Consider the following 22,903-nt stretch of genomic DNA (forward strand, 5'->3'; position numbering starts at 1 on the left):
TGCGGAAAGGACCGGCATGCACAAAATCGCCGCCGAGCTACGTCACCGCGAGCTGACCCAGGAGATTTACAACATCGGCGACGAAGTTGTCGAGTATATCGAGCACCTCATCGAGGCGATTGAGGATTGGGACGATGAACTCGCACTGGACTGCCTGGCGGAACTCGGCGACATCGTCGAGGACGCCCGCATTGATTCCGGGCGCTGCGTAGGCGAACTGATTGGCCTGCGCCACGCGCTGGTCTCAGGGGTGCGCTCGGGCACTATCTCCGCCGCCGCATCTGGCAACAACGATATCGCCGAGCCAGAGCAGCTCACCGCGCGCAGCCTGGATGCCGCCTTTGCGATTGATTCCCCGACCATCGTGGTCTCCGAGCTCGCTGCCACGCTGCGCGGCCGCACTGGGGCGGTGGCGGATTACCTGCGCGAGCTGGTGGATTATGTGCTCGGCCAAACCGACGCCGTGGCCCGCAACTTGGACATGATTTCCCTGCCGCACCTGTACAAGCGTGCCGGTCAATCCGCGCTCATTGCGGTGCAGGCTTGGCGCCATACCGTCGTCGAAGCCCACCCGGCCTACGTGCGCACGATGCGTGGTCACAACCCGCCGCCGTTCTTAGAAGAGCGTGCCCGCGTTAACGCTGTGGTTGCCCGCGTCCGTGCCAAGCGCGAAGCCGCGCGACAGGCCGCGACTACCGCTTAAAAGCCAATAAATAGACTTCCTTGTTGCCAACACACAAGGAGACACCAACACCGCCGATTCCCTCGTTCGGCGGTGTTTGTCTTTTCTAGCTCGCCTTAACCGCGTGCGCCTGCGCCAGCATGTGCAGGGTCCTCCGGCAGGTATCCGGATCTTTGGCTAATTGCTCGGGCGTAAATTGAACTACTCGGTATCCCAAGGAGCGCAGGTATGCCGTGCGGCTCGAGCGCCGAGATAGGACCGCTTGCGGGCCAATCTCGACGATGATGGCCTCTTCGATGAGCAATGCCTCGATGCCAGGGGCCACGCGTTGCCGCGGCTTGGCGTCTAAGCCCAGCTCCACAGCCAGTGCGCGCACGAGTGACTCGAAAGGCGAGCGCGATAGGGAGCTGGCGCAGGCAATTGCCTTGCGGGCTGCTGCGGCATTATGTACGCGCCCTAAGTCATCGACCTCGGCTTGCAGCCGGGCAGGGCTAATACCCATGTTTAACGCCGAGTCTGCGGCGATGAGGCCGTGGCGGAAGCCGTGGTAACGCGCGACGTCGGCAACCGCGCGGGCAATGCTAACCACGCGCGCACCGTCGATGGTTTCTACGTCCCCGACCATGGTCTTGCGGTAGCGGCGTCCCGGCGCATGGCGGTTGTGGCGGGGCAGGCTGCCGCAGGGAAGCGCTAGCTCGACCGGGTCTTCGGGGCAGGGGAGCAGCCAAAGGTCATGCAGGAGTGCGGCGGACTTGCTAATCAGTACCGCGGTATAAGAGCTGCGGGCTATGGCTATGCATTCGAGGCGCTGGCGTTCGACGGCGGATAGCGCTAAGTATTCCTCGCGGTCTACGGCCATGCGCGGTGCTAGCTGTAAAAGTGTGCCGGATTTAAGGTCGTTGGACGTGGCGGGTTTGGCTGGGTGGATGGTCTCAAGAGTGGTCATGGCACTAGTTTCGCCCGCCGCGGGTGTGTAGCTCTAGAGACAATTTTGAAAGCTGTGGATAACTTGTTGGCGGCGTCAACAACTGGGTGTGAAATCTTGTGGCTGAACCCCCAGCCCTAGAAAACCAGCCCTGGAAACCCAGACGTCGTGGTCGCGAAAAAATATTTTTCAACTCTGAAAATCGCGACCACGGCGTCTGGGCTTCCAGGGCTGGGTATTTGCGGGGAAGGGGTAGGGGAAGCGGGAAAGGGGGCAGGAAGGAGGGCTGGGCGCTAGTTGGCCAAGTCCAACTGCTCCGTAATCTGCGGCCACAGCTGGCCCATGATGTCATCCCACGTCAGAATCCACATCGCTTTATCCTTGTCCGCCTTGCCTACGGCCACGAGCTGCTCGTTGCGAGCGCGCATGTGGTCCAAGGTCTTCTGGACAGTCAGCGAGGAGGAAACCGTCAGCGCGGGGCGGGAGAACTCGAGCACTGGCGTGTCCGGTTCGGCGAGGAGCGTATCGCGCACGTGCACGATGCGCGGCACGCGGGAATCCTTCGGGAAGACCAGCACGCGCATGATGGACTTGCGGGTGACCAAGTCATGGAGTTCAGCCACCGTAGCGTCGGGGGACAGCGGGACGACCTGGGAGCCGTGCTCGCGAGCCAGCGCGCCAACGGTAGAGGCCTCCAACTCAATTACGCCGGTGATCTGGTTCGCCGAATCATCGTCCAGAGTGCCCGTCTCGCGGGAATGCTCCACCAAGTGGCGCAGGGTATCTGCGTCGTAGCCGGCGGCACCGGCCCTGTCGACGGGCTCCTCGCCAGTCCAGCGCACCATCGCATTCGCCATGTGGTTAATCCACTTCAGAAGCGGGCGGAAGAGCCAGATGAAGCCGCGGGCAGGAACCGCGATGAGCTGCAGCGCGGTCTCCGGGTGGGTAATCGCCCAAGACTTCGGAGCCATCTCGCCGATGACCAGGTGCAGGAAGGTCACGATGAACAACGCCAAAATAAACGAGACCACGTCGGCCACGCCCAGCGGCAGGCCGAGTGCCTCCAGCGGGGTCATGAGCAGGTGGTGGACCCACGGCTTGGTCACTGCACCCAGCACGAAAGTCGCCGCCGTAATACCCAGCTGCGCGCCGGCGAGCATGATGGTCAGCTCGTTCAAAGAGCGCAAGCCCGAGCGCGAGGTGCGGGAGGTCTCAGCGGTTTCTTCCAAACGGTTGCGGCGCGCGCCCATCATCGAAAACTCGATGATGACGAAGAAGGCCGAGGCGGCGATGATGACAAGCGTGATGAGGAGGTTAAACCACCAAGTATCAGTCATTAGCTCTCCTCCTCCGTTTGATCGGCGTATTCCTCAACGAGCTCCAGTGCCAAGGTCGACGGTACGTGGCGGTCAATCTCCTCGACGCGCATGTGCAGCTTTCGCACTGGGGCGTCGTCGCGCTCTACCCAGTCATCCGGCTCCGCCTCGAGCTCGATCGTGTACTCCTCGCCCTCCTCAGGCAGCGCGCCGGAGTGGGAAATCAGCAGGCCAGCCACGGTCTCGAAGTCGCCTTCTGGCAGATCGTGGCCGATGGCGCGCTCGATTTCGTCAATCGGTGTATCGCCATCGACGAGCCAGTGGGACTCATCCTGCTCGGTGATTTCCTCGGTCTCTTCGATGTCGTGCTCGTCGCTGACATCGCCCAGGATCTCCTCGGCTAGGTCTTCCATGGTCACGATGCCGACGAAGCCGCCGTACTCGTCGATGACGCAGGCCAGCTTGTCGTTGGCGTCGCGCAACTCGGTCACGACGTCGGGAAGCGGCATGAGCTCTGGCACCACAACGGCGGGCTGCATGATCTCGGTGGCCGCGGTGGCGTCGGGAAGTTGCGTTCCCAGCACGTCGAACAAGTGCACCACACCGATGGGGTTGTGTTCATCGTCGATGATGGGGTAGCGCGTGTGATCCGTGGACATCATCTCGCGAACCTCGCCGATGGTGGTCTGCGGATCGATGACGTCGACGCGGGAACGCGGAATCATCGCGTGCTCGACGTCGTGTTCTGGGAAGTCCAACAGGCGGTCCAACACGAGGTAGGTTGCCTCGTCGATGTCGCCGGCCTCGTGGGAGGCATCCACGATGGACTCGAGATCATCGGTGGTGGCGGAAGAATCCACGTCTTCTACAGGCTCGATGCCGAAGACCTTCAAGATCGCATTCGAGGCGTACTCAAAGAAGTGAATAAGCCAGCCGAAAATGCGCAGGTACCACATGGTGGAGGTGGACAAGAACAACGCCGTCTTCATCGGAGCTGCGATGGTGTAGTTTTTGGGGAATAGCTCCGCAAAGAGCATCGTGGCGATGGTGGAGATGAAAAGTGCTGCCACCGTGCCAATGGTGATGGAAACGCCGGCGGGAATGCCCACGCCGCCCAGCAGCTCACCCAAGCCGCGGCCCACCAGGGGTTCGGCCACGTAACCGATGAGCAGGCCGGTGATGGTGATGCCCAGCTGGGCACCGGAGAGCATGAAGGAGGTGCGCTGGGTAATTTTCAGGGCACGCTCAGCTGTCTTATTGCCCTCGGAAGCCATGGAGCGCAGTTGTGCGCGGTCCACCGACATGAAAGAAAATTCTTGCGCAACGAAGTACGCGTTCGCGACGATAATCAGGCCAATGACCAGAAATCCCGCCAAAATCATAAGGATTGCTTGCACCATGGCCTACCCCGCCTGCCATTCGGTGAGGCGGGGACATCGACTCGGAGGTTCCACTGAAGCTGCCTTTCTATTTATGGGAAACTGCAGAATAGATTACATCCTTCAACGTACCGGTGGGTTATTTAGTTCCTGGCCCAAGCTAGCCTAGAGGGCATGTCTCAAGACTTTGGCCTCTATATCCACGTTCCCTTTTGCTCTTCGCGGTGCGGGTATTGCGATTTCAATACCTATACCCCAGGTGAGCTGGGTGGCGATCTGACCGCCGCATACCTGGACGCTCTCGAGTGCGAGCTGGGCATGGCGGCGCAGCAGGTGGGAAGGCCGGCGCAGACCGTATTCATTGGCGGCGGCACGCCTTCGATGTTGGGCGCCGAGGGCCTTAGCCGCATTCTGGCCCGTGTGAAAGAGACTTTTGGTTTGGCCCCAGGGGCGGAGGTGACCACGGAATCGAATCCGGAGTCGACGGACCCGCGCTATTTCGAGCAGCTGCGCGAGGCGGGGTTTACGCGCATTTCGCTGGGCATGCAGTCGGCGTCGGATAGCGTGCTGCGAGTGCTTGAGCGTGCGCATACCCCGGGCCGGGCTTTCGACGCCGCGCGTGAGGCCCGCGCCGCAGGTTTCGAGCACGTAAATCTGGACATGATCTATGGCACGCCCACTGAGACTGACGACGACGTGCGGCTTACCCTTGACCGCGTCCTCGAAACGGGAGTCGACCACGTCAGCGCGTATTCGCTCATCGTGGAAGACGGCACCCGGATGGCGCGCAAGGTGAAAAAGGGAATCTTGCCTGCACCCGACGAGGACGTGCTGGCGAGGCGCTATGAGGCCGTCTCTGCGACGCTCGAAGCGGAAGGCTTCGAGTGGTACGAGGTCTCCAACTGGGCCAAGCCCGGCGGCGAGTGCGAGCACAACCGCATCTACTGGGTCGACGGCAACTGGTGGGGCGCGGGCCCTGGCGCGCACTCGCATTTGAACGACGAGCGCTTTTATAACGTGAAGCTGCCGCGCCGCTACATCGAGATGCTAGGCCGCGGCGAGTTGCCGGTGAAGGAACGCGAGGTTTTAACCGAGGTCGAGCGGCACACCGAAAAGATCATGCTCGGTTTGCGCTTGCGCGAGGGCATTCCGGCCAACTGGCTGGCTCCGGGTGCGGAGCCGGTCATCGCGGACTACATCTCCCGTGGGTTGCTGCAGCGCGCCGGCGACCGGCTGTGCTTGACCAAGCCGGGGCGCCTTTTGACAGACGGCATCATCACCGACTTGTTGGTTGCCGAGGAAGCTTAAAGGCCACGGCGAAGGTAGGTAACATAGGGCGCATGTCCAATTCCACTGATGCTCGCCGCCGCGAGGTATTGCGCGCCATTGTGGCGGACTATATTGCCTCCCAGGAACCCGTGGGGTCCAAGACCCTGCTGGAGCGCTATCAGCTGGGCGTTTCCTCCGCCACCATCCGCAACGATATGGCGGTGTTGGAATCGGAGGGCCTGATTGCTCACGAGCACACCAGCTCCGGGCGCGTGCCCACGCAGAAGGGTTACCGCCAGTTCGTCGATTCGCTGCACGACGTAAAGCCTTTGTCTGCGCCGGAGCGCCGTGCCATGCTGACCTTCTTGGAAGGCGGCGTCGACTTGGAGGACGTCCTGCGCCGCAGCGTGCAGCTGCTTGCTCAGGTGACCAAGCAGGCGGCGGTGGTGCAGATGCCCAACCTCAAGGTTTCGCGCGTGAAGCACTGCGAGGTCGTGGCGCTTTCGCCAGTGCGCCTGTTGTTGGTGCTCATCACGGATAACGGGCGCGTCGATCAGCGCAACGTCGAGCTGGACAGCATCATCGACCCACTGCAGACCGCACGCTTACGCGACGTCCTCAACAACGCCTTGGAGGGCAAGACGCTAACCGACGCCTCGGTGGAACTTGCCAGCCTCGTCGAAACCTCCCCGCTGGACATCCGCCCGCACGTGCTCAATGCCGCCACGACTCTCATCGAGACGTTGGTGGAGCGCCCCTCCGACCGCCTGATCATGGCTGGTACCTCTAATCTCACGCGTATCGCGCGAGACTTCCCAGAAGGGCTGCCCTCGCTCATCGAGGCTCTCGAAGAGCAGGTCGTGGTGTTGAAGCTTTTGGCTCGCGTGCCGGATTTGGGCAACGTCTCCGTCGTCATCGGTGAGGAGAATGAGGAGGACAAGCTGCGGCAGGCATCCGTCGTCGCCACTGCGTACGGCGCCGGCAATGAAACGTTGGGCGGCCTTGGCGTTGTAGGCCCGACCTATATGGATTATTCGGGAACAATCTCGAAGGTTGGCGCTGTTGCACGCTATGTAAGCGAAGTTCTGGCCGGCGAGTAAGCTGGCACGGAAAACTTTTCCCAGTGACTCTAATTTTAGATAAGGACTTTCATTAAGTGGCTCGTGACTATTACGGCATCCTTGGTGTAGAAAAATCCGCAACCGACGCCGAAATTAAGAAGGCCTACCGCAAGCTCGCCCGCAAGTATCACCCGGACGTTAACCCGGGCGATGAAGAGGCGGCGGAGAAGTTCCGCGAGGCCTCCCTCGCGCAAGAGGTGCTCCTGGATCCGCAGAAGCGCCAAATCGTTGACATGGGCGGCGACCCAATGGAAGAGCGCGGCGCTGCTGGCGGCGGCTTCGGCGGTGGTTTCGGTGGCGGCGGCCTAGGCGACATCTTCGCTGAGTTCTTCGGCGGTGGAGCAGGTGGCTCCCGCGGCCCGCGTTCGCGCGTGCAGCCGGGCAACGACGCCCTGCTGCGCACCACCATTAGCCTAGAAGAGGCCTATTCCGGCCTGAAGAAGCAGGTCACCGTCGATACCGCTGTGCTCTGTGACCGCTGCGAGGGCACGGGTTCTGCCTCCAAGTCCAAGCCAGTTACCTGTGATGGTTGTGGCGGCATGGGCGAGGTTCAGGAGATGCAGCGCAGCTTCCTGGGCAACGTTATGACCTCCCGCCCGTGCCCGAAGTGCCAGGGCTTCGGTGAAGTCATTACTGATCCTTGTAACCACTGTGGTGGCGATGGCCGCGTGAAGAAGCGCCGCGATCTCACCGTAAATATCCCGGCCGGCATTGGTGATGGCATGCGCATCCGCATGGCTTCCCAGGGCGAGGTCGGCCACGGCGGCGGCCCGGCGGGCGATCTTTATGTGGAGGTTTCCACCAAGCCGCACGCCGTCTTTGAGCGCAACGCCGACGACCTACACCTGACCGTGCGCGTGCCGATGGTCGATGCCGCACTTGGCACCAACTTCACCATCGATCAGCTAGATGGCGAGGAGCTCAACATCGACATCGAGCCAGGCACCCAGCCGGGCGAGTCCATCAAGGTCGAGGGCAAGGGCATGCCGCGTCTGCGCACCGACGGCTTTGGCAACCTCTTCGCGCACGTCGACGTCGTGGTGCCGAAGGAGCTGGACAAGAAGACCCGCGAGCTGCTCGAGAAGGTCCGCGATTCCCGCGACGAGGGCGCCCGCGTCCGCGAGACCGGCGACGGCCAAGAGGAGTCCTTCTTCTCCCGTATCCGAGATAGGTTCCGCCGTTAATGTCTCTTCCCGTCTTTATCCATCCTGATCTCTCGCTGGCTAGCGTTGGCGAGCCGGTGGGGCTCGAAGGTCCCGAGGGCCGCCACGCGGTGACGGTCAAGCGCCTTAGCGTAGGGGAGCGGCTCAAACTCATCGACGGCACGGGCACCGCCGCCCTGGCCACCATCCAGTCCGTTTCGGGCAAGGATCATTTGGCCGCGCTTGTCGACGCAGTGACTTTTGCGCCCGAGCCCAACCCCCGCGTTGTGGTGGTTCAGGCCATTCCGAAGTCGGAGCGCTCGGAGCTCGCGGTGGACCTTGCCACCCAGGCAGGCGCCGATGAGATCATCGCTTGGCAGGCAGATCGCTGCGTGGCCAAGTGGGATGGAAAGAAGGCGCCGAAGGCGCTCGCGAAGTGGGAGGCGGCAGCGACTGCTGCTGCGAAGCAGTCCCGCCGCGATCGCGTCCCGCAGGTTACTGGCCCCCTGACCACCCCGCAGCTGGCCCAGCTGATTTCCGGGCAGACCGCCTACGTGCTGCACGAGGAAGCCACCGACTCTATTCGGGATGTTCCGCTGGAGGGCACCATTTATCTCCTTGTCGGACCCGAAGGCGGAATCGGTGCCGAGGAGCTGGAGCGCCTGCAAGCCCATCCGGTTAAGTTGGGGCCGGAGGTGTTACGCACGGCGTCGGCAGCCATGGTGGCCCTTGCCGCAATCGGCGTGCGCACCGCACGCTGGTAGCCTGTTGGGGTGCCTATTATCACCAAGAAGTTTGAGCTTGACTCCGTCTACGTCGCGACCGTACTCGGCAACGCTGACGATAACCTGCGGGTGCTCAACAACCTACTGGACGCAGACTTCTTCGCGCGCGGAACCACGGTCACAGTAACCGGACCTGACTATGAGGTGGCCCGCGCCGCGAAGGTGCTCGACGAGCTCGAGGCGATTGCCCGCCGCGGCCATCACGTCAGCACCGATACCGTGAAACACACCGTGGACATGATTGCGGTGGAAGCGCCGCAATCGGTCTCCGCGGCGATGGCGGCGGACATCGTGCGCCGCCGTGGCAAGTCCGTGCGCCCAAAGACGGTGGGCCAATCCGAGTACGTCCAGGCCATTGATGACAACACCGTGGTCTTCGGCATCGGCCCCGCAGGCTCTGGCAAGACCTACCTGGCGGTGGCCAAAGCCGTGCAGGCCCTGCAGGCCAAGCAGGTCTCGCGCATCATCTTGACCCGCCCGGCAGTTGAGGCCGGTGAGAAGCTGGGCTTTCTGCCCGGCACGCTAAATGACAAGATCGACCCGTACCTGCGCCCGCTTTACGACGCTCTGCGCGACATGATGGATCCAGAGATGATCCCGAAGCTCATGGAAGCCGGCATCATTGAGGTCGCCCCGCTGGCATACATGCGTGGCCGCACGCTCAACGACGCCTTCGTCATCCTCGACGAGGCCCAAAACACCACGCCGGCGCAGATGAAGATGTTTTTGACCCGCCTGGGCTTTGGATCGAAGATCGTGGTCACCGGCGATGTCTCGCAGGTGGACTTGCCGCGTGGCCAGGTCTCTGGCCTGCGCTTGGTGCGCCGCATCTTGGACGGCGTGCAGGATATTCACTTTGCGGACCTGGGCTCGAGCGACGTCGTCAGGCACCAGCTGGTCAGCCGTATCGTGAATGCTTATGATGCTGCTGAAGCCGCAGAAGCCTCGGTAGCCGCAGCACAAGCGGATAAGGAGAACTAAATGTCCATCGAATTCATCAATGAGTCCGGTTTCGACGGCGTCAACGAGGAGATGCTCATCGACGTCGCCTCTTATGCCTTCGGCGCCATGGACATCAACCCGGATGCCGAGTGCACGATCACCGCAGTGGACTTGGATACCATCGCGGACCTGCACGTGCGTTGGATGGACCTCGAGGGGCCAACCGATGTTATGAGCTTCCCGATGGATGAAATCACCCCAGGCGCACTGGGCGCGCGTCCCGACGCCCCCGAGATGGGACCGTCCATGCTGGGCGATATCGTGTTGTGCCCGGAGTTCGCGCTGCGCCAGGCCGATGCCGCCGGCCACTCTCTGGGCCACGAGCTTGCGCTGTTGACGGTGCATGGCTGCCTGCACCTTTTGGGCTATGACCACGCCACCCCGGCAGAGGAAAAGGAAATGTTCAGCCTGCAGAACGAGCTGCTGGCGGACTGGTACGACAACCTCGCCGCCCGCGGGGTGAGCTACCAGCCCAAGCCCTCGGGCCCCAAGGCCTTCCCCGACGCGGCTGAGCGCGCCAACCTTGACAAAGAGGTCCCCGGCGGTGGAATCCCGGCGGTGGGCGAGCCACAGGAAAATTAATTTCCCCGTTTCGTTGGTGACGTGTTGCGTTACGTTGCACAATAGACGGCATGAATATTCTGTCGATCCAGTCTCACGTCACCTTCGGCCACGTTGGCAACTCCGCCGCAGTATTCCCGCTCCAGCGCGCGGGCCACGAGGTATGGCCGGTGCACACGGTGAACTTCTCCAACCACACCGGCTACGGTGATTGGGGCGGGCCGATGCTTCCGGCATCGGATGTCACCAGCATTATCGACGGCATCGAGAAGCGCGGCGCCTTTGAGAAGATCGACGCAATCCTCTCTGGCTACCAGGGCGGGCCAGACATCGCCGGCGCAATTATCGATGCCGTTAACCGCATCAAGGCCGTCAACCCCAAGGCTTTGTACGCGTGCGACCCAGTCATGGGCAACGCGAAGTCGGGCTGCTTTGTCTCAGATGAGATTCCGCCGCTGCTGCGCGATAAGGTCGTGCCGGTGGCTGACATCATCACCCCGAACCAGTTTGAATTGGGCTACTTGACTGGCCACGAGGTTGGCACCTTGGAACAGACCCTGGAGGCGGTGAAGGCGGCGCAGGAGATTGGTCCGAAGACCGTGCTGGTCACCTCGGTAAAGCGCCCGGAGACCCCTGAGGACACTATCGAGATGCTCGCCGTGGACGGTGACCGCGCCTACATCGTTGCCACCCCGCACCTGCCGTTCAAGCGCAACGGCTCCGGCGACGTGACTGCCGCGCTGTTTACCGGCCACTACGTCGAAACCCACGATGCGAAGCTCGCGCTCAAGCGCACCGCGTCTTCGGTGTACGACTTGCTACACAACACTTATGAGGCAGACTCGCAGGAGCTGCAGCTCATTGAGTCCCAGGACGTGTTTGCGAATCCGCAGCTGCAGTTCCAGGTCGAGGAGCTTTAGCGCACCCGCCCCACGCCTTTGGGCAAATACCCAGACCTGGAAATACAGCTTTCTGGTGGATTGCGGGGCGTCGGCAAGCGCGGCGAAAAGCGAACAGGAGGTCTGGGTGCCCAGCCCTGGGAATTTGACCATCTTGGCCGCAGTTGCCGCGCGCCAGCACCTACCGCCGGTTAAAAGTAAGGCATGGACAACGCATTACTTTTTGACACAATCGACGCCCACCTTATTGACCTTCGCCAACTATCCAACGAAGACCCGCGCTGGCTGCAGCTGCACCACGGCAAAATCGTGCGCGCGGCCTGGTGCTTCGCGCTGCCGAAGCAATTCTGGAACCGGCTCAAACCCTGGGAACGCGACATAGCGCGGGTGTATATCCACGCACGGACCGTGCATAAAGCCGTGTTGATCGGAAAGCCCGCCGCTCTGATACACGGCGTTCCCACCATTAGTCGCCCCACCGAATACCCAGCAGTGCTGCCCTCGGGCTCGGTGCCGCAGAAATCCAAGGGGCATTTCTTCGCTTATAAAGCCGCCCGCCTGCACGGGCAAACCACTACGGTCCACGGCATTAAGCTCACCTCGCTGGAGCGTACCGCGATTGACATGGCCCGCCTGCACGGCTTCGAAGAAGGGCTGGTCGCCGCGGATTATGTGCGTGCACAGGTGGGCCGCCGTCGCATGCAGGATACGTTGGGCGCGCTGGGCCGCGTCAAGGGCGTGGCGACGGCGCGCGCCGTGGTGGCCGCGGCCGTGGTTGATTCTGAGTCGCCGTGGGAGTCCTACGCCCGCGCGTTGTTGCTGCGTGCGGGCATAAACGTGCGCCCGCAGTACATAGTGGGCAAGTACCGCGCTGACTTGGCAATTGACGGCTGGTTGCTCATTGAAATTGACGGCGATGTCAAATACCAAGACAGGCCTGTGGAGGCGATTCGCGCGGAGCACCGCCGCCAGAAGGAGCTGCTCAACATGGGTTATGTGGTCCTGCGCTTTAGCCCTGAGGAGTTGCGCGCCCGGCCGGAGGAGTTTGTCGCGACGGTGCGCCGAATGTTGGCGATGGGCCCGAGGCGCGCGGCATAGATACCCAGCCCTGGAAACCCAGAGGTCCTGTTCGCGTTTCGCCACGCGTGCCGACGTCGCGCAATCCACCAGAAAGCTGCATTTCCAGCCCTGGGTATTTGCGAGACGAGAACGCCGGTGAAGAGGCCCACGGGCAGCCTCAAACGCGTATGTACTACTGTGACGCGGCTGGGCTATGATGACTAGCAATGAGTACCGATTTTGACGCCGCCTTTGAGAACCTTCCCGCCGATGGGGAGGCGCTGGACTATACAGAATTCACCGACACGCCACAGGGCTTCCGCTCTGGCTTCGTGTCCTTCGTAGGCCGCCCAAACACGGGCAAGTCGACTCTCACCAACGCGCTGGTGGGGCAGAAGATCGCCATCACCGCGAACCAGCCCGAGACCACCCGCCACCCCATCCGTGGCTTGGTACACCGCGAAGACGCCCAAGTTATCGTCGTGGATACGCCGGGCCTGCACCGCCCGCGCACGCTGCTGGGCGAGCGTCTCAACGAGGTAGTCAAGGACACTTATGCCGATGTGGATGTTATCGGCCTGACTATCCCTGCCGATGAAAAGATTGGCCCGGGTGACCGCTGGATTCTGGAAAACGTCCGCAAGGTAGCGCCGAAGACCCCAATCATCGGAATCGTGACCAAGCTGGATAAGGCCAGCAAGGATCAGGTCGGCGCGCAGCTTTTGGCGCTGCACCAGCTGCTCAGCGAGGAGAACCCCGACGCCGTGGTCATCCCGGTTTCGGCCACCCAGCGCGTACAACTGGATGAGCTGACCCAGGTGATCATCGATCACCTGCCAGAAGGTCCGAAGTTCTACCCCGATGATCACATCACCGACGAAGAGCAGGAAAAGCGCATCGCTGAGCTCATCCGCGAGGCCGCACTGTCTGGTTTGAAAGACGAGCTGCCGCACAGCGTGGCCGTCGAGGTTGATGAGATGCTGCCCGATGAGACTCGCCCCGACGTTATGAACGTCCACGCGGTGCTTTACCTGGAGCGCCCAGGCCAAAAGCGCATCATCGAGGGCAAGGACGGCCGCCGCTTTACCCGCATCGTGGGCACCGCCCGCAAGGAGATCATCCAGCTGCTGGGCCAGAACGTCTACCTTGACCTGCGCATCAAGGTACTCAAGAACTGGCAGTCTGACCCGAAGATGCTGGGCCGTCTCGGCTTCTAAAACCCAAGGCTTAAAAATCTAGGTATGCCAAGGGAGAATTTTCGCGACCGCGCCTTGGTCATCCGCAGCTATGACTTCGGCGAGGCCGACCGCGTTATCGTGCTGCTTACCCGCAGCCATGGCTTGGTGCGCGCGGTTGCCAAGGGCGTACGCAGGGCGAAGTCGCGTTTTGGTTCGCGCCTCCAGCCCTTTGTAAACCTGGATGTGCAGCTGTATCCCGGCCGGAATCTATACACGATTTCGCAGGCCGACACCGTGGACTTTTTTGGCGCCGCCATCATCGGAGATTATGAGCGCTATACCGCCGCCTGCGCCGCACTTGAATCCGCCGAACGCCTGGCTTTTGCGGATTCTGACCAAGACCCATACCTTTATAACGCCTTGGTCGCCACGTTGCAGCGCCTGCAGCACGACGATCCGCTCCTGACGCTGGACCAATTCCTACTTCAGGCAATGGCGCATGCCGGCTGGGCGCCGGGGCTTTTCGATTGCGCGCAGTGCCAGAAGCCCGGCCCGCATCATGCTTTCCACCCGGCCGTTGGCGGCGCGATGTGCCACGAGTGCCGCCCGCCAGGCGCCGCCGAGGTGGACCCGGAGACGTTGCATCACATGTGGTTGCTTGCGCATGGACACCCCACGAGCCCTACCTTTGAGCAGCGCGGGGAGGCGCATCAACTCATCCGCGCGCATCTGCAGTGGCATTTGGAACGCAAGGTTACCGCGTTAGGGGTCATGGACCAGTAAGATAAGGCGCGTGATTACGCCAGATCCGAACCGAGTTTTAAACCCGCCTGCCATCCCTCAGGAGTTTCTGCCCCAGCACATTGCGCTGGTCATGGACGGAAACGGCCGTTGGGCCGAGGAGCGTGGCATGAAGCGCACCGAGGGGCACCGCCGTGGTGAGGCAGTGCTTCTCGACGTCGTCGATGCCTGCCTTTCCATGAACATCCCGTACCTTTCGGCTTATGCCTTTTCCACGGAAAATTGGCGCCGCAGCCCCGAAGAAGTGCGCTTTTTGATGGCGTTTAACCGCGATGTGCTGCGTCGCCAGCGCGAGTGGCTTAACGAGAAGGGCGTGCGTGTGGTCTGGGTGGGCCGCCGCCCGCGCCTGTGGCGCTCCGTCATCAAGGAGCTCGAGACCGCACAGGAGCTGACCAAGGACAATACGCGCATGACGCTGGCGATGTGCGTGAACTACGGTGGGCGCGCCGAGCTTGTCGACGGCGTTCGCAAGCTCGCCGATCAGGTGGCCAAGGGTGAGTTGAAGCCGAGCGCGATTAACGAGGCGTCGCTAAGCGCTGCGCTTTATGATCCCACCATGCCGGATGTGGATCTATTCCTGCGCCCGTCGGGGGAGAAGCGCACGTCGAACTTCCTGCTGTGGCAGTCGGCATACGCGGAGATGATCTACCAAGACAAGCTCTTCCCAGATTTCACTCCGGAGGACTTGTACGCCGCGGTAGAAGAATACGCGCGGCGGGATCGTCGTTTCGGCGGTACAAAATAGCTAAAGCTATTTGTTACGTGGTGCTGCCTAGTTCGCGCGGCAATTGGAGCAGATGCCGAAGATTTCGGCATCGTGGCCGGTTAGCTCAAAGTCGTGCTCGGCAGCCACGTTGGATGCCCACTGCTCGATGGGGCCGCCGTCGATTTCCTCGGTGCGGCCGCACTTGGTGCATACCAAGTGATGGTGGTGGTTAGCGGATTCGCAGTGGCGGTAGAGCGTTTCGCCCGAAGGCATGTGAAGCGCGTCCACTGCATCAATATCGGAGAGGGATTGCAGGGTGCGGTAGACCGTGGTCAGGCCTACTTTGTGCTCGCGGTCTTGCAACGCCCGGTGAATGTCTTTTGCCGAGGCGAACTTATCTAGTTCACGCAGAACCTCGACGACAGCGGTGCGCTGCTTGGTGTTGCGAGCCCCAAGCTTAGGGATGCTTTCATGGAGAGCCATGACCGCTAGTTTATCAATTAGTTTCCAATAAAGTTAACGGTTAAACAGTGCTGCAGCCTGCTCCAACAAGGAAAGCACCTCGGGAGAGGCCAGCGAGTAGCGCACCTCGCGGCCTGAACGCTTGGAATCGACGATTCCGGCATCTTTTAGTACGCGCAGGTGTTGGCTGATTAGCGGCTGGGATTTGCCGGTGGCGGCCACCAGCTCGTGAACGTAGTGATCGTGGCGGTTAAGGGCCAATATCAGGGTGATGCGCAGGGGTGAATCTAAAGCGCCAATGATGCGGGTAGCGGCGTCGATGTCGAGTGTGTGAAGCGCCGTGGAGGGCTGCGTCATGCAGATCACCTTCAATCCAATTTCTGTTAATCGCTTGAAACAGTACGATACCCCACATCTTGCACAGTGTTGTATAAAATACAAAATTTATTTTCACCCCTCCGCCCACGCGTGGAAGGAGGCAGGATAGACTAGGAACATTGTTCACGGCTGTCCCTTAACAGAGGAGTCTTTTTAACCATGGCAAGCGTCATCGATACCGTTGTAAGCCTGTGCAAGCGCCGCGGATTGGTCTACCAGGCAGGTGAGATCTATGGCGGTTCGCGCTCTGCGTGGGACTACGGCCCCCTCGGTGTGGAACTAAAGGAAAACATCAAGCGCCAGTGGTGGCGCCACATGGTGCAGTCCCGCGAGGACGTCGTGGGTGTTGATACCTCCGTCATTCAGCCGCGTCAGGTCTGGGTTTCCTCCGGCCACGTCGAGGTCTTCACCGATCCACTGGTGGAGTCCCGCCACACCGGTAAGCGTTACCGCGCTGACCACCTGCTCGAGGCATACGAGGAAAAGCACGGCCACGAGCCTGCAAACGGCCTGGCAGACATCAACGATCCTGAGACCGGCCAGCCGGGTGACTGGACCGAGCCGAAGGCATTCTCCGGCCTGCTCAAGACCTACCTCGGACCGGTTGATGATGAGCAGGGTCTGCACTACCTGCGCCCAGAGACTGCACAGGGCATCTTCGTTAACTTCAAGAACGTCATGACTTCCGCGCGCATGAAGCCACCTTTCGGCATCGCGAACATTGGTAAGTCCTTCCGTAATGAGATCACCCCGGGCAACTTCATCTTCCGCACCCGCGAGTTCGAGCAGATGGAGATGGAGTTCTTTGTCAAGCCGGGCGAGGACGAGCAGTGGCACCAGTACTGGATTGATGACCGCTACAACTGGTACGTGGACCTTGGCATCAAGGAAGAGAATCTGCGCCTGTACGAGCACCCGAAGGAGAAGCTGTCCCACTACTCCAAGCGCACTGTCGACGTCGAGTATGCATTCGGCTTCACCGGCTCCAAGTGGGGCGAGCTCGAGGGCGTTGCTAACCGCACCGACTATGACCTTTCCGTTCACGCGAAGGGCTCCGGCGAGGACCTGTCCTACTACGACCAGACCACCGAGGAGCGCTGGGTTCCTTACGTCATCGAGCCGGCAGCCGGCCTGGGCCGTTCCATGATGGCCTTCTTGGTCGATGCTTATGATGAGGAAGAGGTGCCAAACGCCAAGGGCGGCACCGATAAGCGCGTGGTCCTGCGCCTGGACCGCCGCCTTTCCCCGGTCAAGGTTGCAGTTCTGCCGTTGTCCAAGAAGGAAGAGCTGTCCACCCCAGCCCGCGAGCTGGCTGCCAAGCTGCGCCAACACTGGAACGTTGACTTTGACCTCTCCGGTGCCATCGGCCGCCGCTACCGTCGTCAGGATGAAATCGGCACGCCTTTCTGCGTGACCTACGATTTCGATTCCCTGGAAGACGGCGCAGTTACCGTCCGCGAGCGCGACACCATGGAGCAAGAGCGCGTCAAGCTCGACGAGCTCGAGGCATACCTGGCCGCCCGCCTCATCGGCTGCTAAAGGCTAAGTAAAGAAGAAAGTAGCGATGCAATACACCAGCTGGGACCGCACTGACAGCCAAAAGCCTGTCCTGCTGAAGGAGGATGGGCCCCTGGCCTTCGGCGTCTTTTCTGCAGATCAGGCAGAAATTGACGGCGAGGTTTGGCAGCTAGCGGCGGACCCGAAAGAAGGCGCCACGGCCCGCGTGGATGGCCGCGTCTATACGCTGCAGGGCCCGCTGGGCCGCGCCAAGCGCCTAGAGGCGGATGCGGCTGGCCGCGAGTTTTCCTTCATCAATGAAAACGGCGGCGATTGGATTATTGAAGACGCCGCCGGCTACAAGGTAGCGCAGTTTTCGGCAAAGAATTCCGGCGTGCGCAAGGCCATCTTGGAGTTCGACGCGGAGCCCGAGGCGGCCGCGCTAAACGACGCCGAGATCATCGCCTTGAGCTGGTTTACCCGTCTCATTCTGGAGGCCAAGACCCGCGGCATGGCGGTACCCGTCATTGCCACGCTGGGGCTTGCCTCCTTGGTGGCGCTGCTTTCCCTTTTCGTGTTCTAGGCATTAAGCGATACTCGTGAGTACAGAACACCGGCATTGGACGTGGGCGGAAGATTGTCTGCGCGATGAAGAAGGAACCGTATGGGCCACGGTGCGCGCGGACGTGCTGAACGTCAATGAATCCCAGCTGGCTTCGGCGCAGGAGCGCATTTTGTTGGAGCACTCCATCGACAGCGGCAGCAGGCGTTTCTGGGTGCGCGGCACGGCCACCACGGGTGAGACTCTGCACGTGGGGCAGCAGGGCGTATCAATCAGCCATATGCAGGCCAAGTGCATGGGCCGTGAGTACACGCTGGATAGGCCTAACCCTTTCCGCAGGGAGCGCCGCATTTATGACGCTTCCGGAAACGAGATTATCCGCACTCGCCCCACTTTCAAGGGCGTGCTGGAGATTACGGATATGCGGCCGCAGCAGGTGCCGGACGTCGACGCCGCGTTTTTAACCTATTGCTGCGCGCTTGTCGACGCCCCGAAGCGCCGGCGGATCTAAGCGCCGGCGGATCTAGAAGGAACCGCCGCGGAAGCCACCGCCTCCGCCGCCGGAGTTTCCGCCGAAACCGCCGCCAAATCCGCCGCCGAAACCACCGCCAAAGCCACCATGGCTGTGGCCGCCGCCGAGCATCTGGCCGATGACCATGCCGGTGATGATGTCTCCCGCGGTGGAGCCGGCAGACTGGACCTGCTGGCGGCGCTGATAAGAGTTGATGTCCTGCTGCGCGGTTCGCGCCGCATTTTGTGCGGCGTTAGCGGCTTGGCGGGAGGCGTCGATGGCGTTGCGCAGATCGGAGTTTTTCAGCTGCATGGCTTGGGCGTGCAGGCGTTTGGCGTCGGCAAGCTGGGTGCGGGCGGTGGCACCCACCACGCGGCCGCGGGTGGAGATGACGTCCTCGGCGGCCTGGATTGCGGCCTGCGCGGAGTGCATCTGCTGGTTGTATAAGTCGAGCTGGCGGGCACGGGTGGCGGTGGCCTCACGCACGGCGTCGAGGCGCTCGTCGAGCTCCGAGTCGATGGTGGTTAGCGCGGTGTAGTGGACGAGTGGGTCGCTGGCCTGGCTGGCCTCCGCCTCCGTAACGGCCGCCTCGGCGCGGGTGGCTACGTCTGCAAGTGCCTGCCAATCGGCCTCAGTGCCAAGCTTTTTTCCTTGCTGCTCCAACTGGCGGGCCTCGTCCGCCTCGCCGCGGACTTCAGCGATGAGCGCGGCGAGATTTGTCTTGGCGGCCGCGAGGTTGGACTCGGCGTGCTCGACGCCGGAAAGGAGGCGGTCTGCCACCTCGATGGCGTGCTCGGCCTCGCGGATGAGGCCCACCAGGCCGCCTTGCTGGCCGGCAGGTGCCGCGGCGAGTTCGCGGCCTCGGTCGAGCTGCTTTTCCGCCTCGCCCACGGAGATTTCTGCCATGTGCGGGTTATCGGCGATGGAGTCCAGCGCGCCCGGGTGGTCTTGCTGCAGTTGTGCCAGAATCTGCTGGGCCTGCGGGATGCGGGCGCGCACGTCCACGCTGCGGCGCGTGAGTTCGTCCAGTTTGGAATCGGCGTTGATCAGCAGATCGCGCATGGCGGCGAAATCCGCGGCTTGGGCATCCAAGGCATCATCGGCCTGGCCACACGAGGAGACGATCTCGATGAGCATCTGGCGGCGCTCGGCCTCGGATTCTGGCGCGGCGTCGTCAAGCCGGCGCTGCATAGCAAAGGCCTTCTGCAAGGTGGAGGTGGAGTGGTTCATCGCGCGGGTGAAAGGACGCGTGCGCTCGGGGCCGAACTCGGCGGTGGCGATGTCGAGCTCCTCCTTGCCGCGGCGAATAGACTCATCGGTAGAGACCAGCTCCTCGCGCGCCAAGGATTCGAGCGTCGCGGTATCGAGCTTATTCAGCGAGTTCGTATCGCCCGGCTCGATGGCGCGCGCTGACTTGAGCGTCTCCGCGGAATCTTTCTTGGTCTTGCGGCGGCCTGCCAACCATATGCCGCCGCCGGCCAGCGCCAGGGCACCGGCACCGCCGGCTAGCCAGCCGGCACCTGAACCAGAATCAGCGGAGCTAGAACTTGAAGAACCCTTCCCGCGGCCCGAGGCAGCTGCGACTAACTCCAAAGCAGAACCGCCGAAGTCATCGTCTGCCAGGCGTGCTGAAGCGGCTTCATACATGGCATTCAGCCGACTTTTTGGCCAGGCCCCACCCGTTTGCACGCCGACCTTGCGGTCTTCGACGGAGACAACATAAATGGCGGAGTTCGGGCCCTTGGAGGTGACGAATTGCTGCGCGAAGTCTTCCGCGGAGCCAGACAGAGTCTTTTCAAAGACTACGTAGAGCACTAGGCCCTCGTTCTTCTGCAGCGTCTTGATTTCATCTTCCAGCTGGTCTTTTTCCTCAGCGGAGAGCACCCCAGAGTTGTCAGTGACCTTAGAAGTAATGCTTGAGGGGGCAGCCTGCGCTAGCACCGCCGGCGCGTTGCTGTGGGGTGGTGTTGCTGCAAAAGCAGTAGGCTGCGATAGCCCTACGATGAGTGCCGCTAGGGCGGCTGAACCGATACGCGCAGAAGAAGTCATGCCCACCAGAATACCGTTAGGCTAGTGCAAATGAGACGCGTTAGCTGCTGCAGGAAAGCACGGAAATTCCGGGAAAAGATTGCCCAGAAATTTAATCTGATGGAGTCTGAAGCGCAGGCAATCATCGTGCTCGGTGCGGCTCAATACGATGGCAGGCCCTCGCGCATCCTGCAGGCGCGCCTCGACGAGGCCCGCCGCATTGCGGTTGCTATACCGGGCGTGCCCATCGTTACCGTCGGCGGCAAGTTGCCCGGGGATCGCTTCACCGAGGCAGAAGTCGGCGCCAAGTACCTTAGTGGCCACGCCACTGTGTTGCCCGTGCCGGAGGGCAACGACACCGTGGAATCCCTGCGCGCTATCCGCCGCAGGCATGGCTTCGAGCGCGTCATCATCGTGACCGACCCGCTACACCGCTTGCGTGCCTGGCTAATCGCCCGCGACGAGGGGTTTGCGGCACGGGTGGTCGGTGCAGCCGGCTATCCCACGCCCACCTTCGCGCCGCCGTGGTGGCGCTATTTGGCCCACGAGTTGGGCGGCCTGGTGGTCTTCGGCGCGCGGAAGGTACTAGGGGAGGAGCTAGCTGAGCATCTGCGCAGCGGTCTACACCGCATCGAGGCGCTCATCCGCCCGACGCGACGCGCCCGACACGAAGAAATTCGCAATAAAACCGGGAGATAAAGCGCCTTGTCAGCGGCTATTTTTGAGTGTTTTGCCAGCTATCGCAGGAAATTCTCAGTTGATTTTGGTGGCAAAACCACTTCTTGCTCGCTAGCGTGGTTAGTGAAAGCTCCCCCTATCGAAAGGAAAATCTATGTTTGACATCATCAACAACGTCTTCAACCTCGTAGCAGACACCCTGCAGGCACTGGTTAACCTGCCTTTCTCCTTCGCTGACAAGCTTTCCAGCGCTTTGTCCAGCAAGTAAGCTCGGACATAGTTAGAGCTCCTGCCCAAGGTTTCCCGTAAAAGGGAGGCTGGGGCAGGAGCTTTTGCATTGCAATGGCAGCCAGACACCCCTACCAGAATCAGAAAAGTACAAGCTCGTTGCGCCTACACTGCACTATGTGAGCTATTCCTATACCCCGCACGACGCCGCCCGCCTCTTCGACGAGAGCCCCAAGGGCTCGGTTTTTAAAAGCAAGTCTGGCCCGGCTGACGCGGATCACCGTGGCGCCTTCGCCCGCGACCGCGCCCGCGTCCTGCACTCTGCTGCTTTGCGACGCCTCGCTGACAAGACGCAGGTGGTTGGCCCCCACGACGGCGATACGCCCCGCACGCGGTTGACCCACTCGCTCGAGGTGGGCCAGATTGCCCGCGGTATCGGCTCTGGGCTGGGGCTTGACCCAGACCTGTGCGACATGGCCGGCCTGACCCATGACATCGGGCACCCGCCGTATGGCCACAACGGTGAGAACGCACTCAACGAGGTAGCGGATATCTGCGGCGGCTTCGAAGGTAACGCGCAGACCCTGCGCATCCTTACCCGCCTGGAGCCGAAGGTGGTCGATGCGGAGGACAATTCTTTTGGGCTGAACCTCACGCGCGCCGCATTGGACGCGGCATGCAAGTACCCGCGGACCAAAACCAATCCGGATGGCAGCGTGAACCGCAAGTATGGTTGCTACGACGAGGACGCCCACATCTTGGCCTGGCTGCGCGAAAGACACGAAGACTCCCGCCCCTCGATGGAGGCACAGGCGATGGATTGGTCCGATGACATTGCCTACTCCGTCCACGACGTCGAGGATGGCATCGTTTCTGGTCGCGTTTCCCTCGCCGTGCTCTGGGACTTGGTGGAGCTGGCTGCCCTCGCGGAGAAAGGCGCCAAAGCTTTCGGTGGCAGTGCGGACGAGCTTCTCGACGCCGCGGATTCCCTGCGTGCCCTGCCCGTCATCCAGCAAGTCAGCGAGTTTGATTCCTCGCTGCGCGCCTATACCACGCTGAAAAAGATGACTTCGGAGCTAGTGGGCCGCTACGTTGGTGCCACGGTGCAAGCCACCCGCGAGGCCAATGGCCCGGAGCTGGTTTTGGGGCGCCAGCAGGGCAACCTTGCCGTGCCAGCGCGCGCGGCAAATGAGGTCAAGCTTTTGAAGACCATCGCGGTGCTCTACGTGATGGATGAGCCGGTGCACTTGGCGCGTCAGGATCGCCAGCGAGAGCGCATCTACCGCGTTTTTGATTATCTTTCCGCCGGCGCACCGGGCGCCCTCGACCCGATGTTCCGCCTGTGGTACAACCGCGCTGAATCGGATGCCGAGCGCCAGCGGGTCATTGTGGATCAGATCGCCTCGATGACCGAGTCCCGTTTGGAGCGGCTAGCGCGCCAGACCGCGGAGTTTTCTGGGTTTATGGGGTAATAGTGCGTGGCCGATACCTCAATCCATAATCCAATCTCTATGCAGCTTCTTAGACGGATTCAGCGTTAAGAGAGGGACTCCCCAAACCTCGTTTTGTTCCGACATTATGGGAACGCCCGGTTCGTGGAAAGCAACCCAGCGCAATGGAAAGTCATTGAATCTGTAAGCGATCCAGCTCGTCGCTGAGAGATACCAGGAATCGGGGTGGAGCGTATGGTTGGCTTTTATCTGTTCCTTGGCTTCCATGAGTTCTATGGAGTGG

The 22,903-nt window shown here is 61.6% G+C and carries 23 protein-coding genes; 17 read left to right on the top strand and 6 right to left on the bottom strand.

The window, feature by feature from the left end; translation table 11 throughout:
* Positions 1 to 16: 16 nt before the first annotated feature.
* Positions 17 to 703 (top strand): hypothetical protein, encoded by a 687-nt coding sequence (locus HMPREF2692_RS02670; protein ID WP_061925799.1) that lies wholly within the window; start codon positions 17 to 19, stop codon positions 701 to 703.
* Positions 704 to 788: 85 nt separating this feature from the next.
* On the opposite strand, the gene HMPREF2692_RS02675 is transcribed toward HMPREF2692_RS02670, so the two are convergent.
* The 3 genes from HMPREF2692_RS02675 to HMPREF2692_RS02685 form a co-directional block, all read right to left on the bottom strand.
* The gene (locus tag HMPREF2692_RS02675; protein WP_061925802.1) at positions 789 to 1,628 is read right to left on the bottom strand and encodes a PDDEXK family nuclease; all 840 of its coding nucleotides are present in this window, start codon (positions 1,626 to 1,628) and stop codon (positions 789 to 791) included.
* 272 nt (positions 1,629 to 1,900) lie between these two features.
* Positions 1,901 to 2,944, bottom strand: a complete 1,044-nt coding sequence (locus HMPREF2692_RS02680) for a CNNM domain-containing protein (protein ID WP_061925805.1) — start codon at positions 2,942 to 2,944, stop codon at positions 1,901 to 1,903.
* Positions 2,944 to 4,323: a hemolysin family protein gene (locus HMPREF2692_RS02685; RefSeq protein ID WP_062043667.1), complete on the bottom strand. Its 1,380-nt coding sequence runs from the start codon at positions 4,321 to 4,323 to the stop codon at positions 2,944 to 2,946. Before HMPREF2692_RS02685 ends, HMPREF2692_RS02680 begins: the two co-directional genes overlap by 1 nt.
* 153 nt (positions 4,324 to 4,476) lie before the next feature.
* On the opposite strand from HMPREF2692_RS02685, the gene hemW reads away from it, so the two are divergent.
* The 11 genes from hemW to HMPREF2692_RS02740 all read left to right on the top strand — a co-directional run bounded on the left by hemW (position 4,477) and on the right by HMPREF2692_RS02740 (position 14,864).
* On the top strand, positions 4,477 to 5,610 hold the full coding sequence (hemW, locus tag HMPREF2692_RS02690) for a radical SAM family heme chaperone HemW (RefSeq protein ID WP_070518747.1): 1,134 nt from the start codon (positions 4,477 to 4,479) through the stop codon (positions 5,608 to 5,610).
* Between the two features lie 32 nt (positions 5,611 to 5,642).
* On the top strand, positions 5,643 to 6,671 hold the full coding sequence (gene hrcA / locus HMPREF2692_RS02695; RefSeq protein ID WP_062043673.1) for a heat-inducible transcriptional repressor HrcA: 1,029 nt from the start codon (positions 5,643 to 5,645) through the stop codon (positions 6,669 to 6,671).
* Positions 6,672 to 6,727: 56 nt separating this feature from the next.
* Positions 6,728 to 7,876, top strand: coding sequence for a molecular chaperone DnaJ (gene dnaJ, locus HMPREF2692_RS02700; RefSeq protein WP_062037942.1), 1,149 nt, complete (start codon positions 6,728 to 6,730; stop codon positions 7,874 to 7,876).
* Positions 7,876 to 8,598 carry a 16S rRNA (uracil(1498)-N(3))-methyltransferase gene (locus HMPREF2692_RS02705; protein ID WP_070518748.1) on the top strand — a complete coding sequence of 241 codons (723 nt, stop codon included), beginning with the start codon at positions 7,876 to 7,878 and terminating at the stop codon, positions 8,596 to 8,598. The genes dnaJ and HMPREF2692_RS02705 overlap by 1 nt, the downstream gene beginning before the upstream one ends.
* Before the next feature lie 9 nt (positions 8,599 to 8,607).
* The gene (locus HMPREF2692_RS02710) at positions 8,608 to 9,600 is read left to right on the top strand and encodes a PhoH family protein (protein WP_070518749.1); all 993 of its coding nucleotides are present in this window, start codon (positions 8,608 to 8,610) and stop codon (positions 9,598 to 9,600) included.
* Positions 9,601 to 10,203, top strand: a complete 603-nt coding sequence (gene ybeY, locus HMPREF2692_RS02715; RefSeq protein ID WP_062037951.1) for an rRNA maturation RNase YbeY — start codon at positions 9,601 to 9,603, stop codon at positions 10,201 to 10,203.
* A gap of 50 nt (positions 10,204 to 10,253) precedes the next feature.
* Positions 10,254 to 11,102 (top strand): pyridoxal kinase PdxY, encoded by an 849-nt coding sequence (gene pdxY, locus HMPREF2692_RS02720; RefSeq protein ID WP_061923993.1) that lies wholly within the window; start codon positions 10,254 to 10,256, stop codon positions 11,100 to 11,102.
* A gap of 183 nt (positions 11,103 to 11,285) precedes the next feature.
* Entirely contained in the window at positions 11,286 to 12,179 is an 894-nt protein-coding gene (locus tag HMPREF2692_RS02725; protein ID WP_061923990.1) for an endonuclease domain-containing protein, read from the top strand.
* A 188-nt stretch (positions 12,180 to 12,367) separates the two neighbouring features.
* Positions 12,368 to 13,357, top strand: a complete 990-nt coding sequence (gene era / locus HMPREF2692_RS02730; RefSeq protein ID WP_070455932.1) for a GTPase Era — start codon at positions 12,368 to 12,370, stop codon at positions 13,355 to 13,357.
* Positions 13,358 to 13,381: 24 nt separating this feature from the next.
* Entirely contained in the window at positions 13,382 to 14,101 is a 720-nt protein-coding gene (recO, locus tag HMPREF2692_RS02735) for a DNA repair protein RecO (protein ID WP_070433042.1), read from the top strand.
* 10 nt (positions 14,102 to 14,111) lie between these two features.
* Positions 14,112 to 14,864 (top strand): isoprenyl transferase, encoded by a 753-nt coding sequence (locus HMPREF2692_RS02740; RefSeq protein ID WP_082778635.1) that lies wholly within the window; start codon positions 14,112 to 14,114, stop codon positions 14,862 to 14,864.
* A gap of 27 nt (positions 14,865 to 14,891) precedes the next feature.
* Here the strand turns inward: HMPREF2692_RS02740 and HMPREF2692_RS02745 are convergent, their stop codons facing one another.
* On the bottom strand, positions 14,892 to 15,308 hold the full coding sequence (locus tag HMPREF2692_RS02745) for a Fur family transcriptional regulator (protein ID WP_061923981.1): 417 nt from the start codon (positions 15,306 to 15,308) through the stop codon (positions 14,892 to 14,894).
* 33 nt (positions 15,309 to 15,341) lie between these two features.
* Positions 15,342 to 15,644 carry an ArsR/SmtB family transcription factor gene (locus HMPREF2692_RS02750; protein WP_061923978.1) on the bottom strand — a complete coding sequence of 101 codons (303 nt, stop codon included), beginning with the start codon at positions 15,642 to 15,644 and terminating at the stop codon, positions 15,342 to 15,344.
* A 180-nt stretch (positions 15,645 to 15,824) separates the two neighbouring features.
* On the opposite strand from HMPREF2692_RS02750, the gene HMPREF2692_RS02755 reads away from it, so the two are divergent.
* From HMPREF2692_RS02755 to HMPREF2692_RS02765, 3 genes are read left to right on the top strand one after another with little or no spacing between them, the layout of a single operon-like run.
* The gene (locus HMPREF2692_RS02755; RefSeq protein ID WP_061923975.1) at positions 15,825 to 17,204 is read left to right on the top strand and encodes a glycine--tRNA ligase; all 1,380 of its coding nucleotides are present in this window, start codon (positions 15,825 to 15,827) and stop codon (positions 17,202 to 17,204) included.
* A gap of 25 nt (positions 17,205 to 17,229) precedes the next feature.
* Entirely contained in the window at positions 17,230 to 17,745 is a 516-nt protein-coding gene (locus HMPREF2692_RS02760) for a hypothetical protein (RefSeq protein ID WP_070822675.1), read from the top strand.
* 16 nt (positions 17,746 to 17,761) lie between these two features.
* Entirely contained in the window at positions 17,762 to 18,235 is a 474-nt protein-coding gene (locus HMPREF2692_RS02765; protein WP_070822677.1) for a hypothetical protein, read from the top strand.
* A gap of 12 nt (positions 18,236 to 18,247) precedes the next feature.
* Here HMPREF2692_RS02765 and HMPREF2692_RS02770 read toward each other — a convergent pair whose 3' ends face one another.
* Positions 18,248 to 20,284, bottom strand: coding sequence for a TPM domain-containing protein (locus tag HMPREF2692_RS02770; RefSeq protein ID WP_070822679.1), 2,037 nt, complete (start codon positions 20,282 to 20,284; stop codon positions 18,248 to 18,250).
* 99 nt (positions 20,285 to 20,383) lie between these two features.
* Between HMPREF2692_RS02770 and HMPREF2692_RS02775 the strand changes: the two genes are divergently transcribed.
* Entirely contained in the window at positions 20,384 to 20,962 is a 579-nt protein-coding gene (locus HMPREF2692_RS02775; protein WP_070822681.1) for a YdcF family protein, read from the top strand.
* Positions 20,963 to 21,348: 386 nt separating this feature from the next.
* Positions 21,349 to 22,641, top strand: coding sequence for a deoxyguanosinetriphosphate triphosphohydrolase (locus tag HMPREF2692_RS02780; RefSeq protein WP_070433047.1), 1,293 nt, complete (start codon positions 21,349 to 21,351; stop codon positions 22,639 to 22,641).
* The last annotated feature ends 262 nt before the right edge of the window (positions 22,642 to 22,903 follow it).

The sequence above is a fragment of the Corynebacterium sp. HMSC036D03 genome (assembly GCF_001836185.1).
Taxonomy (GTDB): domain Bacteria; phylum Actinomycetota; class Actinomycetes; order Mycobacteriales; family Mycobacteriaceae; genus Corynebacterium; species Corynebacterium simulans.

What these genes read in the sequence shown, in the direction of transcription:
- HMPREF2692_RS02750 (WP_061923978.1), bottom strand. Translation starts at nt 15,644, where the DNA reads ATGACGCAGCCCTCCACGGCGCTTCACACACTCGACATCGACGCCGCT.
- era (WP_070455932.1), top strand. Translation starts at nt 12,368, where the DNA reads ATGAGTACCGATTTTGACGCCGCCTTTGAGAACCTTCCCGCCGATGGG.
- pdxY (WP_061923993.1), top strand. Translation starts at nt 10,254, where the DNA reads ATGAATATTCTGTCGATCCAGTCTCACGTCACCTTCGGCCACGTTGGC.
- HMPREF2692_RS02675 (WP_061925802.1), bottom strand. Translation starts at nt 1,628, where the DNA reads ATGACCACTCTTGAGACCATCCACCCAGCCAAACCCGCCACGTCCAAC.
- HMPREF2692_RS02755 (WP_061923975.1), top strand. Translation starts at nt 15,825, where the DNA reads ATGGCAAGCGTCATCGATACCGTTGTAAGCCTGTGCAAGCGCCGCGGA.
- HMPREF2692_RS02680 (WP_061925805.1), bottom strand. Translation starts at nt 2,944, where the DNA reads ATGACTGATACTTGGTGGTTTAACCTCCTCATCACGCTTGTCATCATC.
- hrcA (WP_062043673.1), top strand. Translation starts at nt 5,643, where the DNA reads ATGTCCAATTCCACTGATGCTCGCCGCCGCGAGGTATTGCGCGCCATT.
- HMPREF2692_RS02705 (WP_070518748.1), top strand. Translation starts at nt 7,876, where the DNA reads ATGTCTCTTCCCGTCTTTATCCATCCTGATCTCTCGCTGGCTAGCGTT.
- HMPREF2692_RS02760 (WP_070822675.1), top strand. Translation starts at nt 17,230, where the DNA reads ATGCAATACACCAGCTGGGACCGCACTGACAGCCAAAAGCCTGTCCTG.
- recO (WP_070433042.1), top strand. Translation starts at nt 13,382, where the DNA reads ATGCCAAGGGAGAATTTTCGCGACCGCGCCTTGGTCATCCGCAGCTAT.
- HMPREF2692_RS02685 (WP_062043667.1), bottom strand. Translation starts at nt 4,323, where the DNA reads ATGGTGCAAGCAATCCTTATGATTTTGGCGGGATTTCTGGTCATTGGC.
- ybeY (WP_062037951.1), top strand. Translation starts at nt 9,601, where the DNA reads ATGTCCATCGAATTCATCAATGAGTCCGGTTTCGACGGCGTCAACGAG.
- HMPREF2692_RS02725 (WP_061923990.1), top strand. Translation starts at nt 11,286, where the DNA reads ATGGACAACGCATTACTTTTTGACACAATCGACGCCCACCTTATTGAC.
- HMPREF2692_RS02770 (WP_070822679.1), bottom strand. Translation starts at nt 20,284, where the DNA reads ATGACTTCTTCTGCGCGTATCGGTTCAGCCGCCCTAGCGGCACTCATC.
- HMPREF2692_RS02745 (WP_061923981.1), bottom strand. Translation starts at nt 15,308, where the DNA reads ATGGCTCTCCATGAAAGCATCCCTAAGCTTGGGGCTCGCAACACCAAG.
- HMPREF2692_RS02670 (WP_061925799.1), top strand. Translation starts at nt 17, where the DNA reads ATGCACAAAATCGCCGCCGAGCTACGTCACCGCGAGCTGACCCAGGAG.
- HMPREF2692_RS02775 (WP_070822681.1), top strand. Translation starts at nt 20,384, where the DNA reads ATGGAGTCTGAAGCGCAGGCAATCATCGTGCTCGGTGCGGCTCAATAC.
- hemW (WP_070518747.1), top strand. Translation starts at nt 4,477, where the DNA reads ATGTCTCAAGACTTTGGCCTCTATATCCACGTTCCCTTTTGCTCTTCG.